General features: G+C 69.3%; 21 protein-coding genes. 10 read left to right on the top strand and 11 right to left on the bottom strand.

What is annotated here, in order from left to right; translation table 11 throughout:
* Position 1: 1 nt before the first annotated feature.
* Positions 2-1,099, bottom strand: a complete 1,098-nt coding sequence (locus ACYQ5L_RS07100; RefSeq protein ID WP_459956425.1) for a calcium:cation antiporter — start codon at positions 1,097-1,099, stop codon at positions 2-4.
* A gap of 99 nt (positions 1,100-1,198) precedes the next feature.
* Here ACYQ5L_RS07100 and ACYQ5L_RS07095 point away from each other — a divergent pair, with 99 nt between their 5' ends.
* A complete protein-coding gene (locus tag ACYQ5L_RS07095; RefSeq protein ID WP_459956423.1) occupies positions 1,199-1,939 on the top strand; it encodes a VIT1/CCC1 transporter family protein in 741 nt (246 codons plus the stop codon).
* A 9-nt stretch (positions 1,940-1,948) separates the two neighbouring features.
* On the opposite strand, the gene ACYQ5L_RS07090 is transcribed toward ACYQ5L_RS07095, so the two are convergent.
* The 3 genes from ACYQ5L_RS07090 to ACYQ5L_RS07080 form a co-directional block, all read right to left on the bottom strand.
* A complete protein-coding gene (locus tag ACYQ5L_RS07090; protein ID WP_459956421.1) occupies positions 1,949-2,707 on the bottom strand; it encodes a hypothetical protein in 759 nt (252 codons plus the stop codon).
* A 27-nt stretch (positions 2,708-2,734) separates the two neighbouring features.
* Positions 2,735-3,193 carry a hypothetical protein gene (locus tag ACYQ5L_RS07085; protein ID WP_459956419.1) on the bottom strand — a complete coding sequence of 153 codons (459 nt, stop codon included), beginning with the start codon at positions 3,191-3,193 and terminating at the stop codon, positions 2,735-2,737.
* 143 nt (positions 3,194-3,336) lie between these two features.
* Positions 3,337-3,855 carry a nuclear transport factor 2 family protein gene (locus ACYQ5L_RS07080; RefSeq protein WP_459956417.1) on the bottom strand — a complete coding sequence of 173 codons (519 nt, stop codon included), beginning with the start codon at positions 3,853-3,855 and terminating at the stop codon, positions 3,337-3,339.
* A gap of 117 nt (positions 3,856-3,972) precedes the next feature.
* Between ACYQ5L_RS07080 and ACYQ5L_RS07075 the strand changes: the two genes are divergently transcribed.
* Positions 3,973-4,785 (top strand): LysR family transcriptional regulator, encoded by an 813-nt coding sequence (locus ACYQ5L_RS07075; protein WP_459956415.1) that lies wholly within the window; start codon positions 3,973-3,975, stop codon positions 4,783-4,785.
* Here the strand turns inward: ACYQ5L_RS07075 and ACYQ5L_RS07070 are convergent, their stop codons facing one another.
* Positions 4,786-5,814, bottom strand: a complete 1,029-nt coding sequence (locus tag ACYQ5L_RS07070; protein ID WP_459956413.1) for a zinc-dependent alcohol dehydrogenase family protein — start codon at positions 5,812-5,814, stop codon at positions 4,786-4,788.
* A 34-nt stretch (positions 5,815-5,848) separates the two neighbouring features.
* Entirely contained in the window at positions 5,849-6,292 is a 444-nt protein-coding gene (locus ACYQ5L_RS07065; protein ID WP_459956411.1) for a hypothetical protein, read from the bottom strand.
* A gap of 122 nt (positions 6,293-6,414) precedes the next feature.
* On the opposite strand from ACYQ5L_RS07065, the gene ACYQ5L_RS07060 reads away from it, so the two are divergent.
* The 3 genes from ACYQ5L_RS07060 to ACYQ5L_RS07050 all read left to right on the top strand — a co-directional run bounded on the left by ACYQ5L_RS07060 (position 6,415) and on the right by ACYQ5L_RS07050 (position 9,357).
* Positions 6,415-7,230 (top strand): helix-turn-helix domain-containing protein, encoded by an 816-nt coding sequence (locus tag ACYQ5L_RS07060; protein WP_459956409.1) that lies wholly within the window; start codon positions 6,415-6,417, stop codon positions 7,228-7,230.
* 59 nt (positions 7,231-7,289) lie between these two features.
* Complete coding sequence (locus ACYQ5L_RS07055) at positions 7,290-7,952, top strand: PadR family transcriptional regulator (protein WP_459956407.1); 663 nt, start codon at positions 7,290-7,292, stop codon at positions 7,950-7,952.
* Between the two features lie 205 nt (positions 7,953-8,157).
* Complete coding sequence (locus ACYQ5L_RS07050; RefSeq protein ID WP_459956405.1) at positions 8,158-9,357, top strand: FAD-dependent monooxygenase; 1,200 nt, start codon at positions 8,158-8,160, stop codon at positions 9,355-9,357.
* 69 nt (positions 9,358-9,426) lie between these two features.
* Here ACYQ5L_RS07050 and ACYQ5L_RS07045 read toward each other — a convergent pair whose 3' ends face one another.
* Complete coding sequence (locus tag ACYQ5L_RS07045) at positions 9,427-11,466, bottom strand: MDR family MFS transporter (protein WP_459956403.1); 2,040 nt, start codon at positions 11,464-11,466, stop codon at positions 9,427-9,429.
* Positions 11,467-11,538: 72 nt separating this feature from the next.
* Complete coding sequence (locus ACYQ5L_RS07040; protein ID WP_459956401.1) at positions 11,539-12,192, bottom strand: TetR/AcrR family transcriptional regulator; 654 nt, start codon at positions 12,190-12,192, stop codon at positions 11,539-11,541.
* A 112-nt stretch (positions 12,193-12,304) separates the two neighbouring features.
* On the opposite strand from ACYQ5L_RS07040, the gene ACYQ5L_RS07035 reads away from it, so the two are divergent.
* The 4 genes from ACYQ5L_RS07035 (at position 12,305) to ACYQ5L_RS07020 (ending at position 15,556) form a co-directional block, all read left to right on the top strand.
* Complete coding sequence (locus ACYQ5L_RS07035) at positions 12,305-13,246, top strand: sigma-70 family RNA polymerase sigma factor (protein ID WP_459956399.1); 942 nt, start codon at positions 12,305-12,307, stop codon at positions 13,244-13,246.
* Between the two features lie 486 nt (positions 13,247-13,732).
* Complete coding sequence (locus tag ACYQ5L_RS07030) at positions 13,733-14,608, top strand: oxidoreductase (protein WP_459956397.1); 876 nt, start codon at positions 13,733-13,735, stop codon at positions 14,606-14,608.
* A 70-nt stretch (positions 14,609-14,678) separates the two neighbouring features.
* Complete coding sequence (locus ACYQ5L_RS07025) at positions 14,679-15,158, top strand: transcriptional regulator (RefSeq protein ID WP_459956395.1); 480 nt, start codon at positions 14,679-14,681, stop codon at positions 15,156-15,158.
* A 56-nt stretch (positions 15,159-15,214) separates the two neighbouring features.
* Positions 15,215-15,556: a DUF3817 domain-containing protein gene (locus tag ACYQ5L_RS07020; RefSeq protein WP_459963345.1), complete on the top strand. Its 342-nt coding sequence runs from the start codon at positions 15,215-15,217 to the stop codon at positions 15,554-15,556.
* A 510-nt stretch (positions 15,557-16,066) separates the two neighbouring features.
* Here the strand turns inward: ACYQ5L_RS07020 and ACYQ5L_RS07015 are convergent.
* Positions 16,067-17,167, bottom strand: coding sequence for an FAD-dependent monooxygenase (locus tag ACYQ5L_RS07015; RefSeq protein WP_459956393.1), 1,101 nt, complete (start codon positions 17,165-17,167; stop codon positions 16,067-16,069).
* 122 nt (positions 17,168-17,289) lie between these two features.
* Here ACYQ5L_RS07015 and ACYQ5L_RS07010 point away from each other — a divergent pair, with 122 nt between their 5' ends.
* Positions 17,290-17,844, top strand: coding sequence for a TetR/AcrR family transcriptional regulator (locus ACYQ5L_RS07010; protein ID WP_459956392.1), 555 nt, complete (start codon positions 17,290-17,292; stop codon positions 17,842-17,844).
* A 129-nt stretch (positions 17,845-17,973) separates the two neighbouring features.
* Here ACYQ5L_RS07010 and rdgB read toward each other — a convergent pair whose 3' ends face one another.
* Positions 17,974-18,582 (bottom strand): RdgB/HAM1 family non-canonical purine NTP pyrophosphatase, encoded by a 609-nt coding sequence (rdgB, locus tag ACYQ5L_RS07005; protein WP_459956390.1) that lies wholly within the window; start codon positions 18,580-18,582, stop codon positions 17,974-17,976.
* Positions 18,582-19,358 (bottom strand): ribonuclease PH, encoded by a 777-nt coding sequence (rph, locus tag ACYQ5L_RS07000; protein ID WP_459956388.1) that lies wholly within the window; start codon positions 19,356-19,358, stop codon positions 18,582-18,584. Before rph ends, rdgB begins: the two co-directional genes overlap by 1 nt.
* Positions 19,359-19,672: the final 314 nt, after the last annotated feature.

Here is a 19,672-nt window from a genome sequence, read left to right as displayed (position 1 = left end):
GCTACGGACTGACCGCCAGAAAAACGAAGCCGGAGAACAACACCAGGTGCACGCAGCCCTGCAACAGGGTCGCGCGGCCCGGCACCACGGTGAGCGCGCCCACCACCACGGTCAGCGCCAGCAGCACCATCTGGGTCGCGCCCAGGCCGAGCATGAGCGGGCCCTCGATCCAGATCGACACCAGCGCGATGGCCGGAATGGTCAGGCCGATGCTCGCCATGGCCGAGCCCAGCGCCAGATTCAGACTGATCTGCACCTGATCCCGCCGCGCCGCCCGCACCGCGGCAATGGTCTCCGGCAGCAGCACCAGCAGCGCGATCACCACGCCCACCGCCGACGGCGGCAAACCCGCTGCGGCGATACCGGATTCGATGGATGGCGACACCGTCTTGGCCAGCCCGACCACGCCGACCAGCGCCAGCAGCAACAGGCCGACGCTGGCCAGCGCCCGCCGCCTGGTCGGCGGCTCGCCGTGCTCGCCGTCGACCGCGACGCCGCTCTCCTCCACCGGCAGGAAGTCATCCGGATGCCGCACCGTCTGCACCATGACGAAGACGCCGTAGAGCACCAGCGAGGCCACCGCCGCGAAGGCCAGCTGCGACGGGGAGAACACCGGTCCGGGCTCGCTGGTGGTGAAGGTCGGCAGCACCAGGCTCAGCGTGGCGAGGGTGGCCACGGTGGCCAGCGCTCCGCCCGTGCCCTCGGAATTGAAGACCGCGACCCGCCGCCGTAGCGCGCCCACCAGCAGGGATAGGCCGAAGATGCCATTGCAGGTGATCATGACCGCCGCGAATACCGTGTCCCGCGCCAGCGAGGCCGCCTTCTCCCCGCTGGAGAGCATGAGCGTCACGATCAGCCCGACCTCGATAATGGTCACCGCCACCGCCAGGATGAGCGACCCGAACGGCTCCCCCACCCGATGCGCCACCACCTCCGCGTGATGCACCGCCGCCAGCACCGCTCCGACCAGGGCCGCGCTCACCAGCACGCCCGCGATCGGCCCGAGTTCTCGTCCCCAGGTAATGGCCAGCACCACGGCGGCCAGGGGCGGGACGAGCACGGACCAGTAGCGAGTGCAGAAACGGACCATGATCTTCATCGTTCCAGCAATATGTTCGCAATTGCCGCAAAACGAGAGTCATGCCTCGCCGAGCGAGCGCTCCACATGACAGCTGCCCCGGTGACCTACGCTGCGAAGGTGGACGAATCGACCGTCAACGCCGCCGACAACGGCCAACCCCATCCGCACGAACCCCATACCGAGGGCCTGGCCTCCCGCTTGAACTGGCTGCGAGCCGGCGTCCTCGGCGCCAATGACGGCATCGTCTCCACCGCCGGCCTGGTGGTCGGCGTCGCCGCCGCCACCAGCAATACCTCCACCATCCTCACCGCGGGCATCGCCGGCCTCACCGCCGGCGCCATCTCCATGGCCGCCGGCGAATACGTCTCGGTCAGCACCCAGCGCGACAGCGAGAAGGCCCTGCTGCGCAAGGAGAAGCGCGAACTGGCCGAGGAGCCGGAATACGAACTGGCCGAACTCGCCCAGATCTACGAGGGCAAGGGCCTGTCCCCCGGCACCGCGCGCAAGGTCGCCGAGGAACTCACCGCCCACGACGCCTTCCGCGCCCACGCCGAGGCCGAATTGGGCCTGGACCCCACCGAACTCACCAACCCCTGGCAAGCGGCGATCTCCTCCGCCATCTCCTTCACCCTGGGCGCCCTGCTCCCCTTGATCGCCATCCTGCTCCCCCCGGTCAGCTGGCGAATCCCGGTGACCTTCATAGCCGTTCTGATAGCCCTCGCCATCACCGGCTCGGTCAGCGCCCGCCTGGGCGGCAGCAATCCCCGCCGCGCCGTACTCCGAGTCGTCATAGGCGGCGCCCTGGCCATGGCCGTCACCTACGGAATCGGCCAGCTGGCAGACGTTTCCGGAATCTAGGCGCGCACGTCACTCGGGCAGCGGGGCGTCCGCGGCCGACGGAAGTTGTTCCACGGCGACCGATTCCACCGGCGGCGCGGCCTCTTCCGGCGCGGGAGGCTCGACGGGTGGCGGCGGGGGCAGGAATGCGGGTGCGCCGGGGACGCAGATCCAGTCGGCGGGCGGGAACGGGTCCCAGTGTCCGGCAAGGCCGTTCGACCAGCATTCCGCGCCGATGGCGGGTGGCGCACCGGCCGGGATCGGGTTCAGGCACACCCAGCCCGCGCTCGGCTGGTCGATCGGCAGCACGAAAGCCGCTACCCGGCAGCCGGTTCCGCCGGCGGCGACGATCGGGGAGACGATCGGGAGGGGCGGCAGCACCAAGGGCGGGGGCGGCGGCGCGGGTGGCGGGGGCGGCGGCAGGGGCAGGGCGATGGGGTCCACGCCGGGCAGCACCACCGGCGGCTCCACCGGGTGTGGCGGGGCGGGCGGGATCGGGGCCGGAGCGGGTGGCGGCGCGACCGCCGGTTCGGGCGAATCCGCCACTGACGCCTCGGCACTCGCGGGTTGTTCGGGCGCCCGGTCCATCGGCGACTCGCGCACCACGCGCGCCCCGGAGACCGGATCGATCGAGGACTCCCGCATCGGCGCCTCGTTCGAGGCGGTGAGCAGGAACCCCGCCCCCACGGCGGCCGTCATCATCCCCGCGATGAACACCACCACCGCCAGACTGCGCGGGTTGATGTCATCGTCATCCGGCGGTCTGACCGCGTCCGGAGTACCGAGCATGACTGTCCTCCTTCGGATTCCGCGCGCCTACGGAGCGGGTGGCGGAGGCGGCGGGGGCGGGAACAGGAACGGCAGGATCGGCGCGAGAATGTCGGGGACCGAGGGTGCGGCCGGGGCGGGCGGGGGCGGCGGCGGTTCCGGCGCGGGAGCCGGGGCGACGACCTCCGCCTCGTACACCTCCGGCTGAGGTGCGGGCGGGGGCGCCTGCACCGGTGCGGCGGGCGGCGGCGGGGGTGGCGGGAGCGGGGAGCCGACCGGATTGGTGGTGCTGGATCCCGGCGCCGAGGTGGTGGTCTCGACGGCGCCTTCGGTCGAGGCCCCGAAGCCTTCCCGGAGACTGCCGCCGATCAGTCCGAACACCAGGCAGAACGACAGACCGAGCAGCAGCACCAGCACCTTCGGCGACATCTCCCCCGGCGCCGAGACCCCGGGGGTGCCGTCGCCCCGTGCCGCGGCGGGTTTGTCCTGCACCGCACCGAGTGCCACCGACGAACTCCTTCGATTCGAACCAGTAGGTCTGCCGATCCGAAAAGCTCATTCTTCAAGGCACCGTACACAGGTTTGCTGGAAACCTGAACGGGATGCAGATAAGGGAAATGTTCCAGCTGGATATCTATTCGATCCGGTAGCTAGAAGATCGCCGTCGGCTCTCCCGTGAACCAGATGTTCTCGATCCGAATGCGGTGCATGAGCCAGCGCGCACCCTCGCGACGCAGCTGCACGTCGTACCGATTCTTCAGCAGCGCGAAGACGCCGTGGTCGGCGCTGAGCAGATGCTGCGCCTCGACCAGCGCGGTGAGCCGCGCAGTATCGCCGTCGATCGCGATGCGCGGGTTGGTGACCTGATGGCTGGTGTCCACGCGGCCCGCGAACCCGCCGAGGATGGTGTCGACAATGACGTCGCGACCAGCCATGAGCGGCGCGACCCCGCCCCATTTGCCGGCCGTGGGCTGGAAGTCGAGCTCGGCGTCGGCGGTGAACGAGGATGCGAACAGCTCCCGGTCGCGCAGATCCTGCCCGAGGGCGAAGCGGTAGAGCGCATCGGCGATCTCGGCGCGGTCGCGCAGTTCCCGTACGACGTCGGGGGCGTCGGTGGCGGCCAGCGCCCGGGTTCCGGTGACGGACGCAATGTCGAGGGTGGCGGACATGAGGACTCCTGATCGTTGAGCGGACCGGTCCACTCTGACCCCTGCCAAAGGGCCGAACAATGCGAGAGTGTGCAACGATCATCAAGTTCGACTTAACAATCGAGGCAGGGGCGGCGGATGCTGGAACGGCACGAGATCGAGGTCTTCCTCACCCTCGTCGAGGAACTGCACTTCGGCCGCACCGCCGAGCAGCTGCACCTGTCCACCGCCCGGGTCAGCCAGACCGTCACCAAGCTCGAGCGCCGCCTCGGGGTTCCCCTGTTCGACCGCAGCAGCCGGCGGGTGAGCGCCACCGCCGCGGCCTGTGCGCTGTACGCCGATATCCGCCCGGCCTGGGATCGCATCGGCGCGGCCGTCCGGCACACCATCGACACCGGCCGCGGGCGCGGCGGCACGTTGACCGTCGGCTTCACCGATGTGGCCACCAGCCAGCTGCTCACCCGCGCCACCGCGTACTTCAACGCCGAACTGCCGGACTGCACCGTGCGCATCCGGGAAGTCCCACCCGCACAAGTGATTTCCCGGTTGCGCGACGGCGAGATCGACATGGCCTTCGATACGGTGCCGGTGACCGACCCGGATATCAGCACCGGCGCGGTGCTGGTCGAGGAAGCCCGCATGCTCGCCGTGCCCGCGAACCACCGCCTGGCACAACGCCGTTCGGTCGCCGATGGCGATCTGGCGGGAATCGTCACCCTGCGCCCCGGCCCCGAGGCCGCGACCTACAACGAATTGCTCACCCTCGTCGGCGCGGGCCGCGGCGTCGCTCCGATGCCCGCGCACGCACAGCGGTACTACGCCCGCCCCGATGTCGCCTACATCCCCTTCCGCGGCGGCCCGCCCGTCCACTGGGCGCTGCTGTGGCTGTCCGCCGCCGAATCCGCCCGCATCCGCGAATTCGCCCATGCCGCTACACGTGCGGCCGAGTAGTCATCGATCCTGCGGGAATGTGACGACCACCTTCCCGAACGGGTCGCCCTCGTCGAAGTAGCGGTACGCGTCGACCGCCTGCTCGAACGGGAACTCCCGATCGAGCACCGGGCGCAGGCCGTGTTCGGCAATGGCGCGGTTCATGGCCTCGAATTCGGCGCGGCTGCCCACGGCCGGGCGGCGAAGGGACAAGTACTTGCCGCCGAACGGGTCCGCGAGCGGCTGCCCCGGCTCCGCCGCGAACGCGCCGATCAGCGAAACCCGCGCGTTGTAGGTCGATGCCGCGAGGGATTTCGGCAGGGTGGGCGGTCCGACGGCATCGATCACATGCTGGACGCCGGCGCCGCCGGTGAGCTCGACCACCGGATTCTCCCAATCGGGCCACACGCTGCGGTCGACGACTTCGTCACTGCCGAGCTTGCGCAGCCGTTCGGCCTTGTCCGGGGTGGAGGTGACGGAGATGACGCGCGCGCCGAGCATGGCGGCGTACTGGATCGCGAACAGCGCCACGGTGCCGGTGCCGACGGTCAGCACCGTCTCGCCCGGTCGCACCGGAGCGGGTGCGGTGAGCGCGGACCAGGCCACGACACCGGCACAGGTGAGGGTGGCGGCCTCCGCATCGGTGAGGTGTGCGGGCACCTGAACCACCGAATCCTCTTCGAGCAGCACGTATTCGGCCAGCCAGCCGTCGTGCGTCGCGCCGTATTGCTGCGAGATCAGCGCCTGGGTCTGCGGTCCGTCGTTCCAGCCGACGAAGTAGGTGCCGCTGACCCGATCGCCGACCGCGGCGCGCATCACCGCATCCCCCACCGCGACGACCTCGCCGACGCCGTCCGAGAGCGGCACCACACCCGGCCGGGCCGGGAGCGGGTAGGTGCCGTCCATCAGCATGATGTCGCGGCGATTCAGTCCCGCCGCGCGTACGCGCACCAGCACCTGATGCGGTCCGGGCGCCGGAATCTCCCGCGCGCGGGCGGTCAACCCGTCGAGACCACGCTGTGGTTCCAGGTGGTAGGCAAGGGTGTTCATGGTTCTCTCCCGTTGTATCGCCGAGCGGCGCGGATCAGGCGGGACCGATGTACTGGTGGCTGCTGCGGATACGGCCGTCCGCGTCGAGGGCGAGCACGTCGTAACCGGCGCCGCCTTCGGAGCCGTCGGCGGTCGCGATCATCAGCCAGCCGATTCCCACCAGTCCCTCCGCGAGCCGCGTCGCGCGGCCACGGGCGCGGAAGACGTATTCGCCCGGGGCGATGAACATCTCGTAGGCGCGGGTGGCTCGGCCGAAGAGTTCGGCGTGACCGCGCACCTGCAGGTAGGGGATCGGAAAGGACAGTCCGGCAGCGGATTCGCGGATCTGCTCGGGCGGATCGGTCAGGATCTGGGTGCCGCCGTCGGCGAACACCTCCGCGACGCGCTTGCGGCGGGCCTGCGGGTCGGCCTCGTTCCAGAGGGCCACGTACTGCTCGGTGAGGGCGGTCAGGGCGGCGTCGTCGAGTCGAATGCTCATGGCAGCGAGTCTGTTCGGCTGCGCCGCACGAAGCGATTCCCCGCAGGGAATGATCGAGCGGGCGGCGCCGTCATTCCCTGGAGGGAATCGCGGAGCCGCCCGTACGTGCGGACAGTGGAGGTATGACGGCCATGGCGGTATCGACGGCGAGCCCGTTCGCGCAGCAATTGCGGCAGTGGCGGACGCTGCGGCGGATCAGCCAGCTGGATCTGGCCATTCGCGCCGAGACCAGTCAGCGCTATCTCAGCTTCCTGGAGCAGGGCCGCTCACACCCGGGACGGACCATGGTGGTGCGGCTGGCGGAATCGCTGGGCTTGTCGCTGCGGGAGCGCAACAATCTGCTGCTCGCGGCGGGATATGCCCCGGCCTTTCCCGAATCCGGTGTGGACGCACCGGAACTCGGGGCGGTGCGGGAGGCGCTGCGGACCATCCTGCACGGGCATCTGCCGTATCCCGCGGTGGTCACCCGGCGGTACGGGGAATTGGTGGCCGCGAACCCGGCCTTCGCACTGCTCACCGAGGGCTGCGCGCCCGCGCTGCTGGAGCCGCCGCTGAACCTGCTGCGCCTGGCCCTGCATCCGGACGGCCTGGCCCGGCGGGTGCTGAACCTGCCCGAATGGGGCCGCCACATCACCGACAGCCTGCGCACCCTCGCGGTCCGCAGCCCGGATCAACAGCTGGATGCCCTCACCGCTGAGCTCGACTCCTATCTGCCTCCGATCGATCCGGGACCGAACCATGTGGGATTCGCCGTGCCGCTGCGGCTGCTCCCGATCGCCCCGGATGGTTCCGGGCCCGCCGAGCTGCGCCTGATCACGACGCTGACCAGCTTCGCGACCGCCACCGATATCACCCTGGCCGAAATGCACCTGGAGGCATTTCTGCCCGCCGACCAGCCGACCGCCGATTATCTGCGGGCCCGCTTCTCTCCCGCTTGATATCACTTGTGCCCGAATACTCGTAGACGTATATTCGTAGACGAGTAAGGAGGTGCGAGATGGCCCGCAAGCGCAAGGTCAACAACCTCATGGCCCTGGCCGTGCTGTCGGTGCTCGTCGTGGAGCCCACGCACCGCTACGGGATCGCTGCCCGTTTGCGGGAATGGGGCAAGGACCGCGATATGGGCATCAAGTGGGGCTCGCTCTACACGGTCGTGGACAACCTCGCCAAGCACGGTTTCCTCGAGGTCTCCGGCAGCGAACGCGATGGCGCGCGGCCCGAGCGCACCATCTATCGCATCACCCCGGCCGGCCGCACCGAACTCGACGACTGGACACGGGAACTCATCGCCGATCCCGCGCCGGAACAGCGGCCGTTCATGGCCGGGCTCTCGGTGCTGTCGGTGCTCCCGCCCGAGGACGTGGTCGAACTCCTCGGGCAGCGAATCGGCAAGCTGGAGACGGCGATTGCCGGCGCACGCACCGAAATGGCAGCTCTGGAAGGCACATTGCCGCGCCTGTTCTGGATCGAGGACGATTACGAGCTGGCCATGCTGGAGGCCGAGGCGGCCTGGGCGCGTTCGCTGCGCGATGCCCTGGCCGACGGCAGTTTCCCGGCCCTGGACACCTGGCGGACCTGGCATCGCGAGGGCAGCCTGCCCGACGATGTGCGCGCACTGATGGAGGGAGGGGTGCCCGGCTCGCACCATCAGCCCGATTGATCACTTCAGGAGCCGAGTCCGGCTCGCTACACAGCCGAGCCCCGGCGAGGGTGCTGCAACACCGCCGCCGAGGCCCGGGATTACACCTTCTCGAACCGCGTCCGTACAGGCGAACTTGGCGACGAGTTTGGCAACTACAGAATAACTGGGTTCACCACGCGCGCACGGGTTCGGGGTTATCGAACAACTCCGCAGGAGAGAACCCATGTCCATTCGGACCGCAATCGTCATAGGCGGCGGCATTTCCGGCCCCGTGGCCGCCACCGCACTCCGCACAGCGGGCATAGACGCCCGCGTCTACGAGGCCTATCCGGGAGCCGCCTACGGTATCGGCTCCACGCTCGGGCTGGCGCCCAATGGCCTGGCGGCACTGGAGATCATCGGCGTCGCCGATCGAGTGCGCGCCATTGCCACGCCGTTCTCGCGGCAGGCCATGTACGTCGGCAATCGCATGATCCAGGCGCCGTCGCTGCCCGGCGTCGAGCCGCTGCAACTGGTCGATCGGCCGGACCTGCACGAAGTACTGCACGACCACGCCGTGGCGAGCGGCGTCCCCTTCGAGTACTCCAAACGCCTGGTCGGCGTGGACGAGCACGCCGACGGCGTGACCGCCCATTTCGCCGACGGCAGCAGCGCCACCGCGGATGTGCTCATCGGGGCGGACGGCATTCGCTCCACCGTGCGCGGGCTCGTCGACCCGCACGCGCCGGGACCGAAATACCTGCGCATGCTCGGTTTCGGCGCCTTCACCGAATGCTCGTTCGAGCTGCCGCCCGGGCAGATGGTCTTCGCCTTCGGCAAGCGGGCCTACTACCTGTACTGGGCCATGCCCGACGGGCGGATCGGCTGGGGCGCGAATCTGCCGCACGAGCAATACCTTTCGCTGACCGAGGCGCGCACCGTGCCCAGCACGGAGTGGCTGCGCGTCCTGCGCGATACCTACGCCGACGACACACCCGGCGCGGAACTGGCGCGCAACACCACGCCGGAGCAATTGCAGGTGGTGGGCGCCCTGCAGGTGATGCCCTCGGTGCCGCACTGGTATCGCGGGCGGATGGCGCTCACCGGCGATGCCATTCACGCGCCGAGCAACACCTCGGGGCAGGGCGCGTCGCTGGCCATCGAGAGCGCCATCGAGCTGGCCCGCTGCCTGCGTGACATCCCGGACCCGGCAACGGCTTTCGCCACCTACGAGGCGCTGCGGCGGCCGCGGGTGGAGGGCGTCGCGGCGCGGGTGGCACGGATCAACCAGACCAAGGCCGCCGGTCCGGTCGCACGCAAGATGATGTCGGTGGTCATGCCGGTGATGTTCAAGATGATGGATCCGGAGAAGACCTTCGGCCCCGAACAGCGCTTCCGCATCGACTGGGACGCCCCGGTCCGGCCGGTCGCGACCGCGGTCTGATCGAAATCACGGTCTGAGCCGAAACCCGTGCGGCCGTGCCCGTTCCGTCGAGCGGAGCGGGCGCGGCCGTCAGTCGCGCCCGGCGAGCGCCGCCGGGCGGTCGGCCTCGTCGAGGAGTTTGAGGGCGATATTGTCCACCGCCCGATCGAGCAGCGCGCGGTCGGCCGGATCGGTGAGATCCCAATCACCGAGCCGCTTGTCGAGCCAGTGCCGCCAGGCGGCGCGCACCCGGTCCACCTCCTCTACGCCGCGCTCGGTGAGCGTCACCGCATCGCCGTCGGTGCGTACCAGGCCGTCTCGCTCCGCCTTCGCGAAGACCGGCCCGACCAGTTCCGGGGGCACCCAATGGGTGCGGGCGATCTCCGAGATCGTCACGGTGTCCAGCAATTTCGCATAGGTGCGCACCTGAACGAGGGCCCAGGCCTCGTCGCGATCCAGCGCACTGCCCGCCGCGGCGAGGATTCCCGATTCGGGCACCGCATTGTCACGCAGCTTGCGCAACTCGTGCGCCACGGCCCGTTCCAGGTGCACGGCACGATCATTCGAGTCCGGCATGGCGAAACCCTCACCGAGATCGCCGGCTCCGGCGCGCGCGGTATCGCGCAGCGGCACCTGCTTCAGCAGCCAGGCGATCAGGAAGCCGAGCAGGGCCACCGGCACCACCCAGCGGAACACGTAGTCGATGGAATCGGCGTAAGCCGTGAGGATGGGCGCCTTTTCGGCATCCGGCAGCTCGGCCAGCCGCTCCGGATTCTGCGCGACCTCCGGCGGCACCACCCTGGCCTCCGCCAGCGCCCGGGTCATATTCGGCGTCAGCTGGTTGGTGTAGAGGGTGCCGAAAATCGTTGTGCCGAAAGCACTGCCGATGGTGCGGAAGAAGGTCACGCCCGAGGTGGCGGTGCCGAGATCGTTGTAGGGCACCGTGTTCTGCACCACGATGGTCAGCACCTGCATGGTCAGGCCGATGCCCAGGCCGAGGATCAGCATGTACAGCGACTGGAGCCAGAAACCGGTGTGCTGGTCCATGGTCGACATCAGGTACAGGCCGACCGCCATGACCGCCGTGCCGACAATCGGGAAGATCTTGTAGTGCCCGGTCCGGCCGACCACCGTGCCCGACAGAATCGAGGTGGTGAACAGGCCGATCACCAGGGGCAGGGTGCGCAGACCCGAGGCCGTCGCCGACACGCCCATCACATATTGCAGGAAGGCCGGCAGGAAGGTCATCGCGCCGAGCATGGCGAAGCCGACGATGAAGCTGAGGATCGAGCAGACGGTGAAGACATTGCCGCGGAACAGCTGCATGGGCAGCATCGGTTCCTTCGCCCGCAGTTCCACCAGCACGAACAGCGCGAACAGCACCGCCGAGGCGGCGAACAGCCCGATGATCATCGGTGAGTCCCACGCGTACTCCTGACCGCCCCACTCCAGGCCCAGGATCAGGGTGGTGACCGCGGCCGCGACGACCGCGATGCCCAGATAGTCGACGATGGGCTTGGTCTCCGCGCGCGTGGACGGAATGAAGCGCAACGCCATCACGATCATGAGCGCCGCGACGGGGACGTTCACGTAGAAGCACCAGCGCCAGCTCAGGTGATCGGTGAACAGACCGCCCAGCGTCGGGCCCAGCACGGTGGTGACGCCGAAGACCGCGCCGAGCGCGCCCTGATACTTGCCGCGCTCGCGCAGCGGAATCACATTGGCGATCAAGGCCATTGCGGTGACCATCAGCCCGCCGCCCCCCACGCCCTGAATGGCGCGCGCCACGATCAGCAGCGTCATGCCCTGCGACATTCCGGCGATCATGGAGCCGATGATGAAGATCACGCCGCTGAGGATGAAGACCAGCTTGTAGCCGAACAGGTCGCCGAACTTGCCGGCCAGTGCGGTCGCGATCGCCGAGGTGACCAGGTAGGCCGTCACCACCCAGGCCATATGCCCGGCCCCGCCCAGGTCGGCGACGATGGTCGGCAGCGCCGTGGAGACGATGGTCTGATCCAGCGCCGACATGAGCATGCCGACGACCACGGTGGCGAAGACGAGATTGGTTCCGGTCCGGCTCAACTGCGGGGACGCCGACGGAGCGACTGCTGCACTGGCACCGGTCATCGGCCCAGTATGTTGGGCCGCCTACTCGGCAGCTGGCAACGACACGGCAAACCAGCGGGGCGGGGGCGGGGCTCAGCCCGCGCGCACCGCGTAGTCGCCGAGCGAGGGCTCGAGCAGGTCGAACGCGTCGGTGACATACCCGGTCAGCACGGCGGCGATATCGTCATTGGACTCGCCGGCGAGGGTCCGCCGCTGCGTCTCCTCGAACAGGGCGCGCTGCACGCCACCGAGCATGACGGCGGCGATGCGGGGCGTGAAATCCGACTCGGCGGCCGCGGTCTCGGCGGCCAGGTGCGCGGCCAGCAACCGCTCGCTCTCGTCGTAGAACTCGCGCACGCGCGCGACCAAGGCGGGACTGCCGGCGATGAGGCGGGCGAACTCGAGCCCGGAGAATCCGATGATCTGCCGCTGGGCGGCCACGTCGGCGAGATAGTCGCGGCGCAGGGCGGCCAGGGCCGACTCGCCCGGCTCGCGCGCCTCGACCGCCCGGGTCATCCGGCCGATCATCTGCTCGCCCAGGTCCAGCACCAGGTCTTCCTTGCGCGGGAAGTAGTTGGTGACCGTCATCTTGGCGACATCGGCGGCCGCCGCGATCTCGGCGATCGTCACCCCGTCGAACCCGCGCTCGAGGAACATCCGGGTCGCGGTATCGGAGATGTGCTGCCTGGTCTGCTGCTTCTTCCGCTCCCGGAGACCCAGCGCCGGCGCGGCGGTCTGTGCGTTCATGCCGAACAGCATACCTAAAATCATCATAAATTCATGGTTGACATATTTTTAGGTCTGATCTAAGTTTGTCTTCGTCGCCGGAAACGGCGAGATCGAAGGAGGAACTCCCCGCATGAGCGTTACCGTCAATACGGTCAGCGAAGATTCGGTGAAGGACTACCTGCGGCAGATCGGCCGCACGGCGCTCCTCACCGGCGAACAGGAGTACGAACTCGCCGAGCGCATCGAGGCCGGCGTCCTCGCGCAGCAGCGGCTGGACGAGAAGGCCGCCGCCGCAATCGAACTCAGCGCCGCCGAGCGCCGCGAACTGCACCGCGCCATCCAGGATGGGCGGCAGGCCAAGGACCATATGGTGCGCGCCAATCTGCGGCTGGTGGTGTCGATCGCCAAGCACTACCCGATCCCGACCGGCATGACGCTGCTGGATCTCACCCAGGAGGGCACCTTCGGCCTGGTCCGCGCGGTCGAGAAGTTCGAGCACCGCCGCGGGCTGAAGTTCTCCACCTACGCCACCTGGTGGATCAAGCAGTCCATCGGCCGCGCCCTGGCCGACCAGAGCCGCACCATCCGGATCCCGGGACATGTGGTCGAGGTGCTCAACCGCGCCATCCGCACCAAGCGCACACTGTCCCAGCAACTCGGCCGTGACGCCACCATGGAGGAGCTGGCCGCCGAACTCGACCTGCCCGTCGAGCAGGTCCGCCAGGTCCTGAGCCACGGCCGCGAACCGATCTCGCTGCACACCCCGGTCGGCGACGAGGACACCACCGAACTCGGCGAACTCCTCGCCGACCGCGCGCCCGAACCGGCCGTCACGGTCACCGACGCCGCCGTCCACGGCCAGCTACTGAAGGTCCTGTCCGGCCTCCCCGAACGCGAAGGCCAGGTCATCACCCTCCGCTACGGCTTGGACGGCGCCGACCCCCGCACCCTCGAGGAAGTCGGCCGCCTCTTCGGCGTCTCCCGCGAACGCATCCGCCAACTCGAAGCCAAGGCCATGCAGAAACTCCGCCAACCCACCCGCGCCCAAGCCCTGGAGGGCCTGCTGGGCTGAACCAACTCTCGGGACTCTCAGGGGCTTCGCCCCCGAACCCCCAACCTCGGACGGGCGGAGCCCCACCGTCGAGCGACCACCCTCGCGCGGGCGGGCCCCTTCCCCCGCGCGACCGGGAGCCCCCCGCACGACCAGGAGCCCCCGCGTGGGCGGGAGCCCCCCGCACGACCAGGAGCCCCCCGCGTGGGCGGGAGCCCCCCGCGCGGCCGGGAGCCCCCCGCGTGGGCGGGAGCCCCCTGCGCGGCCGGGAGCCCCCCGCGTGGGCGGGAGCCCCCTGCGCGGCCGGGAGCCCCCTGCGTGGGCGGGCCCCTCAGGCAGCAACGCCCCTCACCTCCTCCAATCCACCCCCGCCGCGACGTACAGTCGCGGCGGGGGTGCTTGTTGTAGCTGACTCAGACATCTTCCGCCGAAACTTACTCTGGAGTAAGGTCGAGGGACGCGTGCTGTCGGAGCACAACGAACGCCGAACCTGTGAGGTCAACAGCCATGGCATGGAAGCCAAGCGAAATCTCGGATCAGTCCGGACGCACCTTCGTGATCACCGGAGCCAACGGCGGAATCGGCGAGCAGACCACCAAGGTGCTCGCGGGCAAGGGCGCCACGATCGTCATGGCCTGCCGCAATACCGCCAAGGCGCAGGAAGTGGCCGATCGGATCGACGGCGACGTGCGGGTGGCGGCCCTGGACCTGGCCAGCCTCGCCTCGGTGCGGGGGTTCGCCGAGAACCAGGGCGAGTTCGACGTGCTCATCAATAACGCCGGCCTCATGAACGTCCCGTTCTCGCGCACCAAGGACGGCTTCGAAACCCAGTGGGGCGTCAACCATCTCGGGCATTTCGCGCTCACCGGTCTGCTGCTGGACCGGATCCGCGACCGCGTGGTCACCCTCGCCTCCATCGCGCACCGGCAGACGCCCAAGCTGTGGATCGACGACCTCAACTACGAGAACCGCCGCTACCAGCGCAATCTCGCCTACGCGCAGTCCAAGCTGTCGAACCTCATGTTCGCGCGGGAACTGCAGCGGCGGCTGAGCGAGGCCGGATCGGCCAAGCGCTCCTACGGCGTGCATCCGGGCGTCTCGGCCACCGATCTGTTCGCGCGCACCGAGACTCCGCTGGACAAGATCTCCAAGCCCTTCATCCGGCTGGTCGGCCAGTCACCCTTCCACGCCGCCTACTCCTCGCTGTTCGCGGCCACCGATCCGAATGCCGACCCGACCATCTACTGGGGACCGACCCGTTTCATGGGCAGCCAGGGCCCGGTGGAGCCGTCGCCGTCGACCAAGTTGTCGCAGAACCGGGAACTGTGGCGGCGGCTGTGGGAGGAGTCCGAGCGGCTCACCGGCGTCAGCTACAAATTCTGACCGCGATCCAGGTCACCCGGTGTACACCTGCCTACTACGGACTCCGTAGTAGGCAGGTACCGTTGAGGGCGTGTCCGCTCCTCACCGCCGCCCGGCCCTGATCGTCTTCGTGGTCGTGGCCTCGGCAGCCTGCCTGGCCCTGGGATATTGGCAGTGGACGCGCTTCGAATCCGGTAACGGGACGGCCCAGAATCTGGGTTACGCCCTGCAGTGGCCGCTGTTCGCCGGCTTCGTGGTGTGGGCCTATCTCCGGTTCGTGCGCTTGGAGCGCGACGCCGCCGAGCCGGCGACGCCCAGGCCCGCCGGAGAATCCCAGCCAGCTGGCGAGCCGCAGTCCGCGGGCCACCGGTTCGCGCGCCTGAAGCGCGCGAAAACCGCCGCGCCGCGCGAGATTCCGGCCGGAATCCTGCCCGAGCGCCCCACCGCCGTCCGGGACGAGGATCCCGAACTCGCCGAATACAACCGCTACCTGGCCGATCTGCACGCCCACGATATGGATCAGCGGATCCGCGACGCGGGCCTGCACAACCACGAGAGGAACGCAGGGTGAGCACCCGCGACAACGCCGAATCCCCCGCCGTCGACACCCTCGCGCCCGGCCGCCCGATCGGCGCCGCGCCGACCGAGAAGATTCGCGGCGCCCTGCTGCGCTACCGCATTCTCGCCTGGATCACCGGTCTGTGGTTGCTCGTCCTCACCGGCGAAATGATCTACAAGTACGGGCTGCTCGAGGACAGCAGCACCGCACCCGGCTGGCTGTTCTACATCGGCCAGATCCACGGCCTCTTCTACATGCTCTACCTGGTCTTCACCATCGACCTCGGCATCAAGGCCCGCTGGAAGCCGGTGACCACGGCCCTCACCTGCCTCGCCGGCACCATCCCCTTCCTGTCCTTCGTCTTCGAGCACCGGCGGACGCAGGAAGTCAAGACTGCCTTCGGGCTGTAGAACCAAGAGCAGAACGCGCCCCGCCGCAGTATCGGCGGGGGCGCGGTGCGTTCGGGAGGTGGAAGGCCCGCAAGATCGGCGGGGGCACGGGTGCGCTCAGAGCCGGGACGCCCACGGAATCAACAAAGCGCGATGCACTCAGAAGCGGGACGCCCACGGAATCAACAAAGCACGATGCACTCAGAAGCGGGACGCCCACGGAATCAACAAAGCACGATGCACTCAGAAGCGGGACGCCCACGGAATCAACAAAGCACGATGCACTCAGAGCCGGAACGGCCGCGGGATCGACAAGGCACGATGCACTCAGAGCCGGGACGGCCGCGGGATCGACAAGGCGAGGTGCGCTCAGAGCCGGGACGGCCGCGGCATCGACAGGGCGCGGTGCGGCTCGGGCGGAAGGTCCGCGGGATCGGCGGGGCGGAATGTGTTGTGGATGGGCGCAGGGGCCGTGCACGGGCTTGGGCAGTCCCGGGCGATCGGCGACGGCGTTGCCTGTGCCGGGAGGGGTCAGGCTCTCCAGTCGAGTACTGGGGCAAGGGCTTTGATCTGGATGGACGGGGGTAGCAGGCGCATTACCGCGTTGCGGAGGGCGACTGCTGGGGCCCAGGACAGTTGGGCGACGTTTCCGATTCGCTCCGAGCGGGTTGCGATCATCTGGGTGCGCGGGCGGCGCTCGGCGTCGTAGCGGGTCAGGTCCGGGTCGCGGGTGGCGACCTCGGCGAGGACCACCGCGTCTTCGAGGGCCTGGCAGGCGCCCTGGCCCAGATTGGGGGTCATGGCGTGGGCGGCGTCGCCGACCAGGGCGATGCGGCCCGCGACGTAGGTCGGCAGCGGCGGGAGGTGGTAGATGTCGTTGTGCAGGACGGCGGGTTCGTCGGCGGCGGCGAGCAGGCGCGGGATCGGCTGGTGCCAGTCGCCGAAACGGTCGCGGAGTTCGGCCAGACCGCCGCTCGGGCGATCGGCGGGCGCGGTGACGGCGGCGAAGCAGTAGACGCGGCCGTCGGCGAGGGCGGCGTAGCCGAAACGTTCGCCGCTGCCCCAGGTTTCGCCCAGGTCGCCCATCGGCTCGGCCGGGGTGACCACCAACCGCCAGGCGGTGTACCCGCTGTAGCGGGGCGTGACCTCACCGCAGACCGCGCGGCGCACCACGCTGCGGATTCCGTCCGCACCGACGATCACGTCGCCGGTCGAGACGCCCGCGGAGTGCGCGACGGTCCCGTCGGCGCGCGCCACGCTGACCGAAACGCCGGTGCGCAGTGCGGATTCCGGTACGGCATCGCGCAGGATCTCCAGCAGATCGGCGCGATGCACGACGATCGGGCTGCCGTAGCGCGCCCGCAGAGTCTCGGTATCGGTGCGAGAAAGCCAGCGCCCCTTGCTGTCCCGGATGCCCGCCGAACCGTCCTCGATGGCGCGCGCCCGCACCCGCTCCCCCAGCCCCAGCGCGTCCAGCGCCCGAAGCGCGTTGGACCACAAGGACAATCCGGCCCCCACCTCGGTGATCCGCTCGGCCCTTTCCAGGACCTCCACCTCCCAGCCTCGCCGGGTGAACGCCACGGCCGTGGCCAATCCTCCGATACCGCCGCCGACGATCAGCGCCTTGGACATCTCGCACTCCCCGTGGATCTGAGCCGGCTCCGATGTGCCGGTCGAATACCGAAAACGCTACTACGGATGTAGTGAGCACACTACTGATGTAGTGCAATTCACTACTGCTGTAGTATTCGCTCGTGTCCACGAAGCGCGAGCAACTCCTCGACGGTGCGATCGAACTCCTCGGATCGCGCGGCCTGCGCGCCCTCACCCACCGCGCGGTCGACACCATCGCCGACATGCCCCCGGGATCGTGCTCCAACTACTTCCGCACCCGCGAATCCCTGCTCACCGGCATTGCCGAACGCCTCGAAGAACGCGACTACGCCGACTGGAACGCCGTGAGCCGCATGCCCGCCCCCACCACCATCCCGCAATTGGTCGACGGCCTGACCCAGCTCATCACCCACACCGTCACCACCGACCGCACCCGAACCCTGGCCCGCTACGCCCTCATCCTGGAAGCCCAAACCACCCCCGCCCTCCAAGCCGCCATGCACCGCGGCCACCAGCGCATCCTCGACTGGTTCGCCGCCATGCTCCGCGAAATCGCCCCCACCACCGACGCCGCCAAACCCTTGGCCGACTACTTCGACGGCGTCATCTGGCACGAACTAACCAGCCCCGCACCACATTTCGACCCCCACCCCGGGGTAGACCGCCTCACCCGCGCCATCCTCGGCGACCACTGACCCTCCCCCCACGGCACCGACACATGTACGCACCCCTCAACCGGGGGCGTGCATTTCACCCCACTCACCCAACGTGCCCCCTTACCGCCAGGAAAGGGGGCACGCTTTGGTCTGTACTCGCAGCGGAATTCAGTCTGCCGCTAGGGCTTTCAGTGCTGGGAGGAGTTGACGGAGGGCGCGGCCGCGGTGGGAGGCGGCGTCCTTCTCGGCGGGGGTGAGCTGGGCGGCGGAGGCGGTGCCGCCTTCGGGGACGAAGAGGGGGTCGTAGCCGAAACCGCCGTCGCCCACCGGTTTCCGGGCGATGGCGCCGGGCCATTCACCGCGGACGATCACCTCGGTGCCGTCGGCGACCAGGGCGCAGGCGGAGACGAAGCGGGCGCCGCGGCGGTCGTCGGGGACGTCGCCGAGCTGGGCCAGCAGCAGGGCGTTGTTGGCCTCGTCGTTGCCGTGGGCGCCCGACCAGCGAGCCGACAGGACGCCGGGCATGCCGTTGAGGGCGTCGACCGCGATACCGGAATCGTCTGCGATGCAGGGCAATCCGGTGGCGGCGTAGCCGTCGCGGGCCTTGGCGACGGCGTTCTCCTCGAAGGTGGCCCCGGTTTCGGGGGCCTCATCGTAGGGTGCGACGTCGTTCAGGCCGACGATTTCGATGCCGGCGATGCCCGCCTCGTCGAGGATTCGGCGAAGTTCGTTGAGCTTCTTGGCATTCCGGCTGGCGACCAGGACTTTGCGGGCCATCAGGACTTCTTCTTCGCGGTCTCGGCCGGCTCCGGGAGGGTGCCCGGATACGGCAGGGCGAGGGCTTCCTTCTGCACCACGAACAGCCGCTCACAGCCCGCGAGCGCGGAGTCGAGCAGTTTGTCCAGGGTGGAACGCGGGAAGGTGGCGCCCTCGCCGGTGCCCTGGATCTCGACCAGGGTGCCGGTGTCGGTGGCGACCACGTTCATATCGACCTCGGCGCGCGAATCCTCCTCGTACGGCAGGTCCAGGCGCACCCGGCCGTCCACCACGCCGACGCTCACGGCCGCGATGGCGCAGGAGATCGGCTGCGGGTCGGTGAGCTGACCGGCGGCCGCCAGATAGGTGACCGCATCCGAGAGCGCCACGTACGCGCCGGTGATGGCGGCGGTGCGGGTGCCGCCGTCGGCCTGCAGCACATCGCAGTCGATGGCGATGGTGTTCTCGCCGATGGTGGACAGATCGATGCAGGCGCGCAGCGAGCGGCCGATCAGGCGCGAGATCTCCTGGGTGCGGCCACCGACCTTGCCCTTCACCGACTCTCGCCCGGAACGGGTGTGGGTGGCGGCGGGCAGCATGGCGTACTCCGCTGTCAGCCAGCCCAATCCGGATTCGCGCCGCCACGGCGGCACGCCCTCGGTGACGCTGGCGGTGCACATCACCCGCGTCGAACCGAACTCCACCAGCACCGAACCCGCCGGATGCGTGGTGAATCCCCGGGTGATCCGTACCTCGCGGAGTTCGTCATCCGCCCTGCCATCGGCTCGTTTAGACACGAGCCTCAGCCTAACGGCGACAAGACGGACGGTGTGCGCGGCCCTGGCGGGCCGCGCACACGGGAGGTGAGGGAGGAGAGGGCCGGTGCCCTGCACTCCGATCAGTCCGGCCGATGCCCGCACTCTGTTCAGTCCGGCTAGTGTCCGCGGCCTGGTCAGCCGGGCCGGTGTTCGCGCCCCGGTCAGTCGGGCCGGTGTCCGCGCCCCGGTCAGTCCGGCTAGTGTCCGCGCCCCGGTCAGTCGGGCCGGTGTCCGCGCCCCGGTCAGTCGGGCCGGTGTCCGCGCCCCGGTCAGTCGGGCGGGTGCGGCGTTTG

It is taken from the genome of Nocardia sp. IFM 10818 (assembly GCF_054655275.1).
The sequence above is the reverse complement of the archived record's forward strand: the minus strand, read 5'-3'. Positions and strand labels throughout refer to the sequence as shown.

Coding starts and splice junctions, on each gene's coding strand:
- ACYQ5L_RS07100 (WP_459956425.1), bottom strand. CDS start 1,099: ATGAAGATCATGGTCCGTTTCTGCACTCGCTACTGGTCCGTGCTCGTC.
- ACYQ5L_RS07090 (WP_459956421.1), bottom strand. CDS start 2,707: ATGCTCGGTACTCCGGACGCGGTCAGACCGCCGGATGACGATGACATC.
- ACYQ5L_RS07080 (WP_459956417.1), bottom strand. CDS start 3,855: ATGTCCGCCACCCTCGACATTGCGTCCGTCACCGGAACCCGGGCGCTG.
- ACYQ5L_RS07075 (WP_459956415.1), top strand. CDS start 3,973: ATGCTGGAACGGCACGAGATCGAGGTCTTCCTCACCCTCGTCGAGGAA.
- ACYQ5L_RS07070 (WP_459956413.1), bottom strand. CDS start 5,814: ATGAACACCCTTGCCTACCACCTGGAACCACAGCGTGGTCTCGACGGG.
- ACYQ5L_RS07065 (WP_459956411.1), bottom strand. CDS start 6,292: ATGAGCATTCGACTCGACGACGCCGCCCTGACCGCCCTCACCGAGCAG.
- ACYQ5L_RS07060 (WP_459956409.1), top strand. CDS start 6,415: ATGACGGCCATGGCGGTATCGACGGCGAGCCCGTTCGCGCAGCAATTG.
- ACYQ5L_RS07055 (WP_459956407.1), top strand. CDS start 7,290: ATGGCCCGCAAGCGCAAGGTCAACAACCTCATGGCCCTGGCCGTGCTG.
- ACYQ5L_RS07050 (WP_459956405.1), top strand. CDS start 8,158: ATGTCCATTCGGACCGCAATCGTCATAGGCGGCGGCATTTCCGGCCCC.
- ACYQ5L_RS07045 (WP_459956403.1), bottom strand. CDS start 11,466: ATGACCGGTGCCAGTGCAGCAGTCGCTCCGTCGGCGTCCCCGCAGTTG.
- ACYQ5L_RS07040 (WP_459956401.1), bottom strand. CDS start 12,192: ATGAACGCACAGACCGCCGCGCCGGCGCTGGGTCTCCGGGAGCGGAAG.
- ACYQ5L_RS07035 (WP_459956399.1), top strand. CDS start 12,305: ATGAGCGTTACCGTCAATACGGTCAGCGAAGATTCGGTGAAGGACTAC.
- ACYQ5L_RS07030 (WP_459956397.1), top strand. CDS start 13,733: ATGGCATGGAAGCCAAGCGAAATCTCGGATCAGTCCGGACGCACCTTC.
- ACYQ5L_RS07015 (WP_459956393.1), bottom strand. CDS start 17,167: ATGTCCAAGGCGCTGATCGTCGGCGGCGGTATCGGAGGATTGGCCACG.
- rdgB (WP_459956390.1), bottom strand. CDS start 18,582: ATGGCCCGCAAAGTCCTGGTCGCCAGCCGGAATGCCAAGAAGCTCAAC.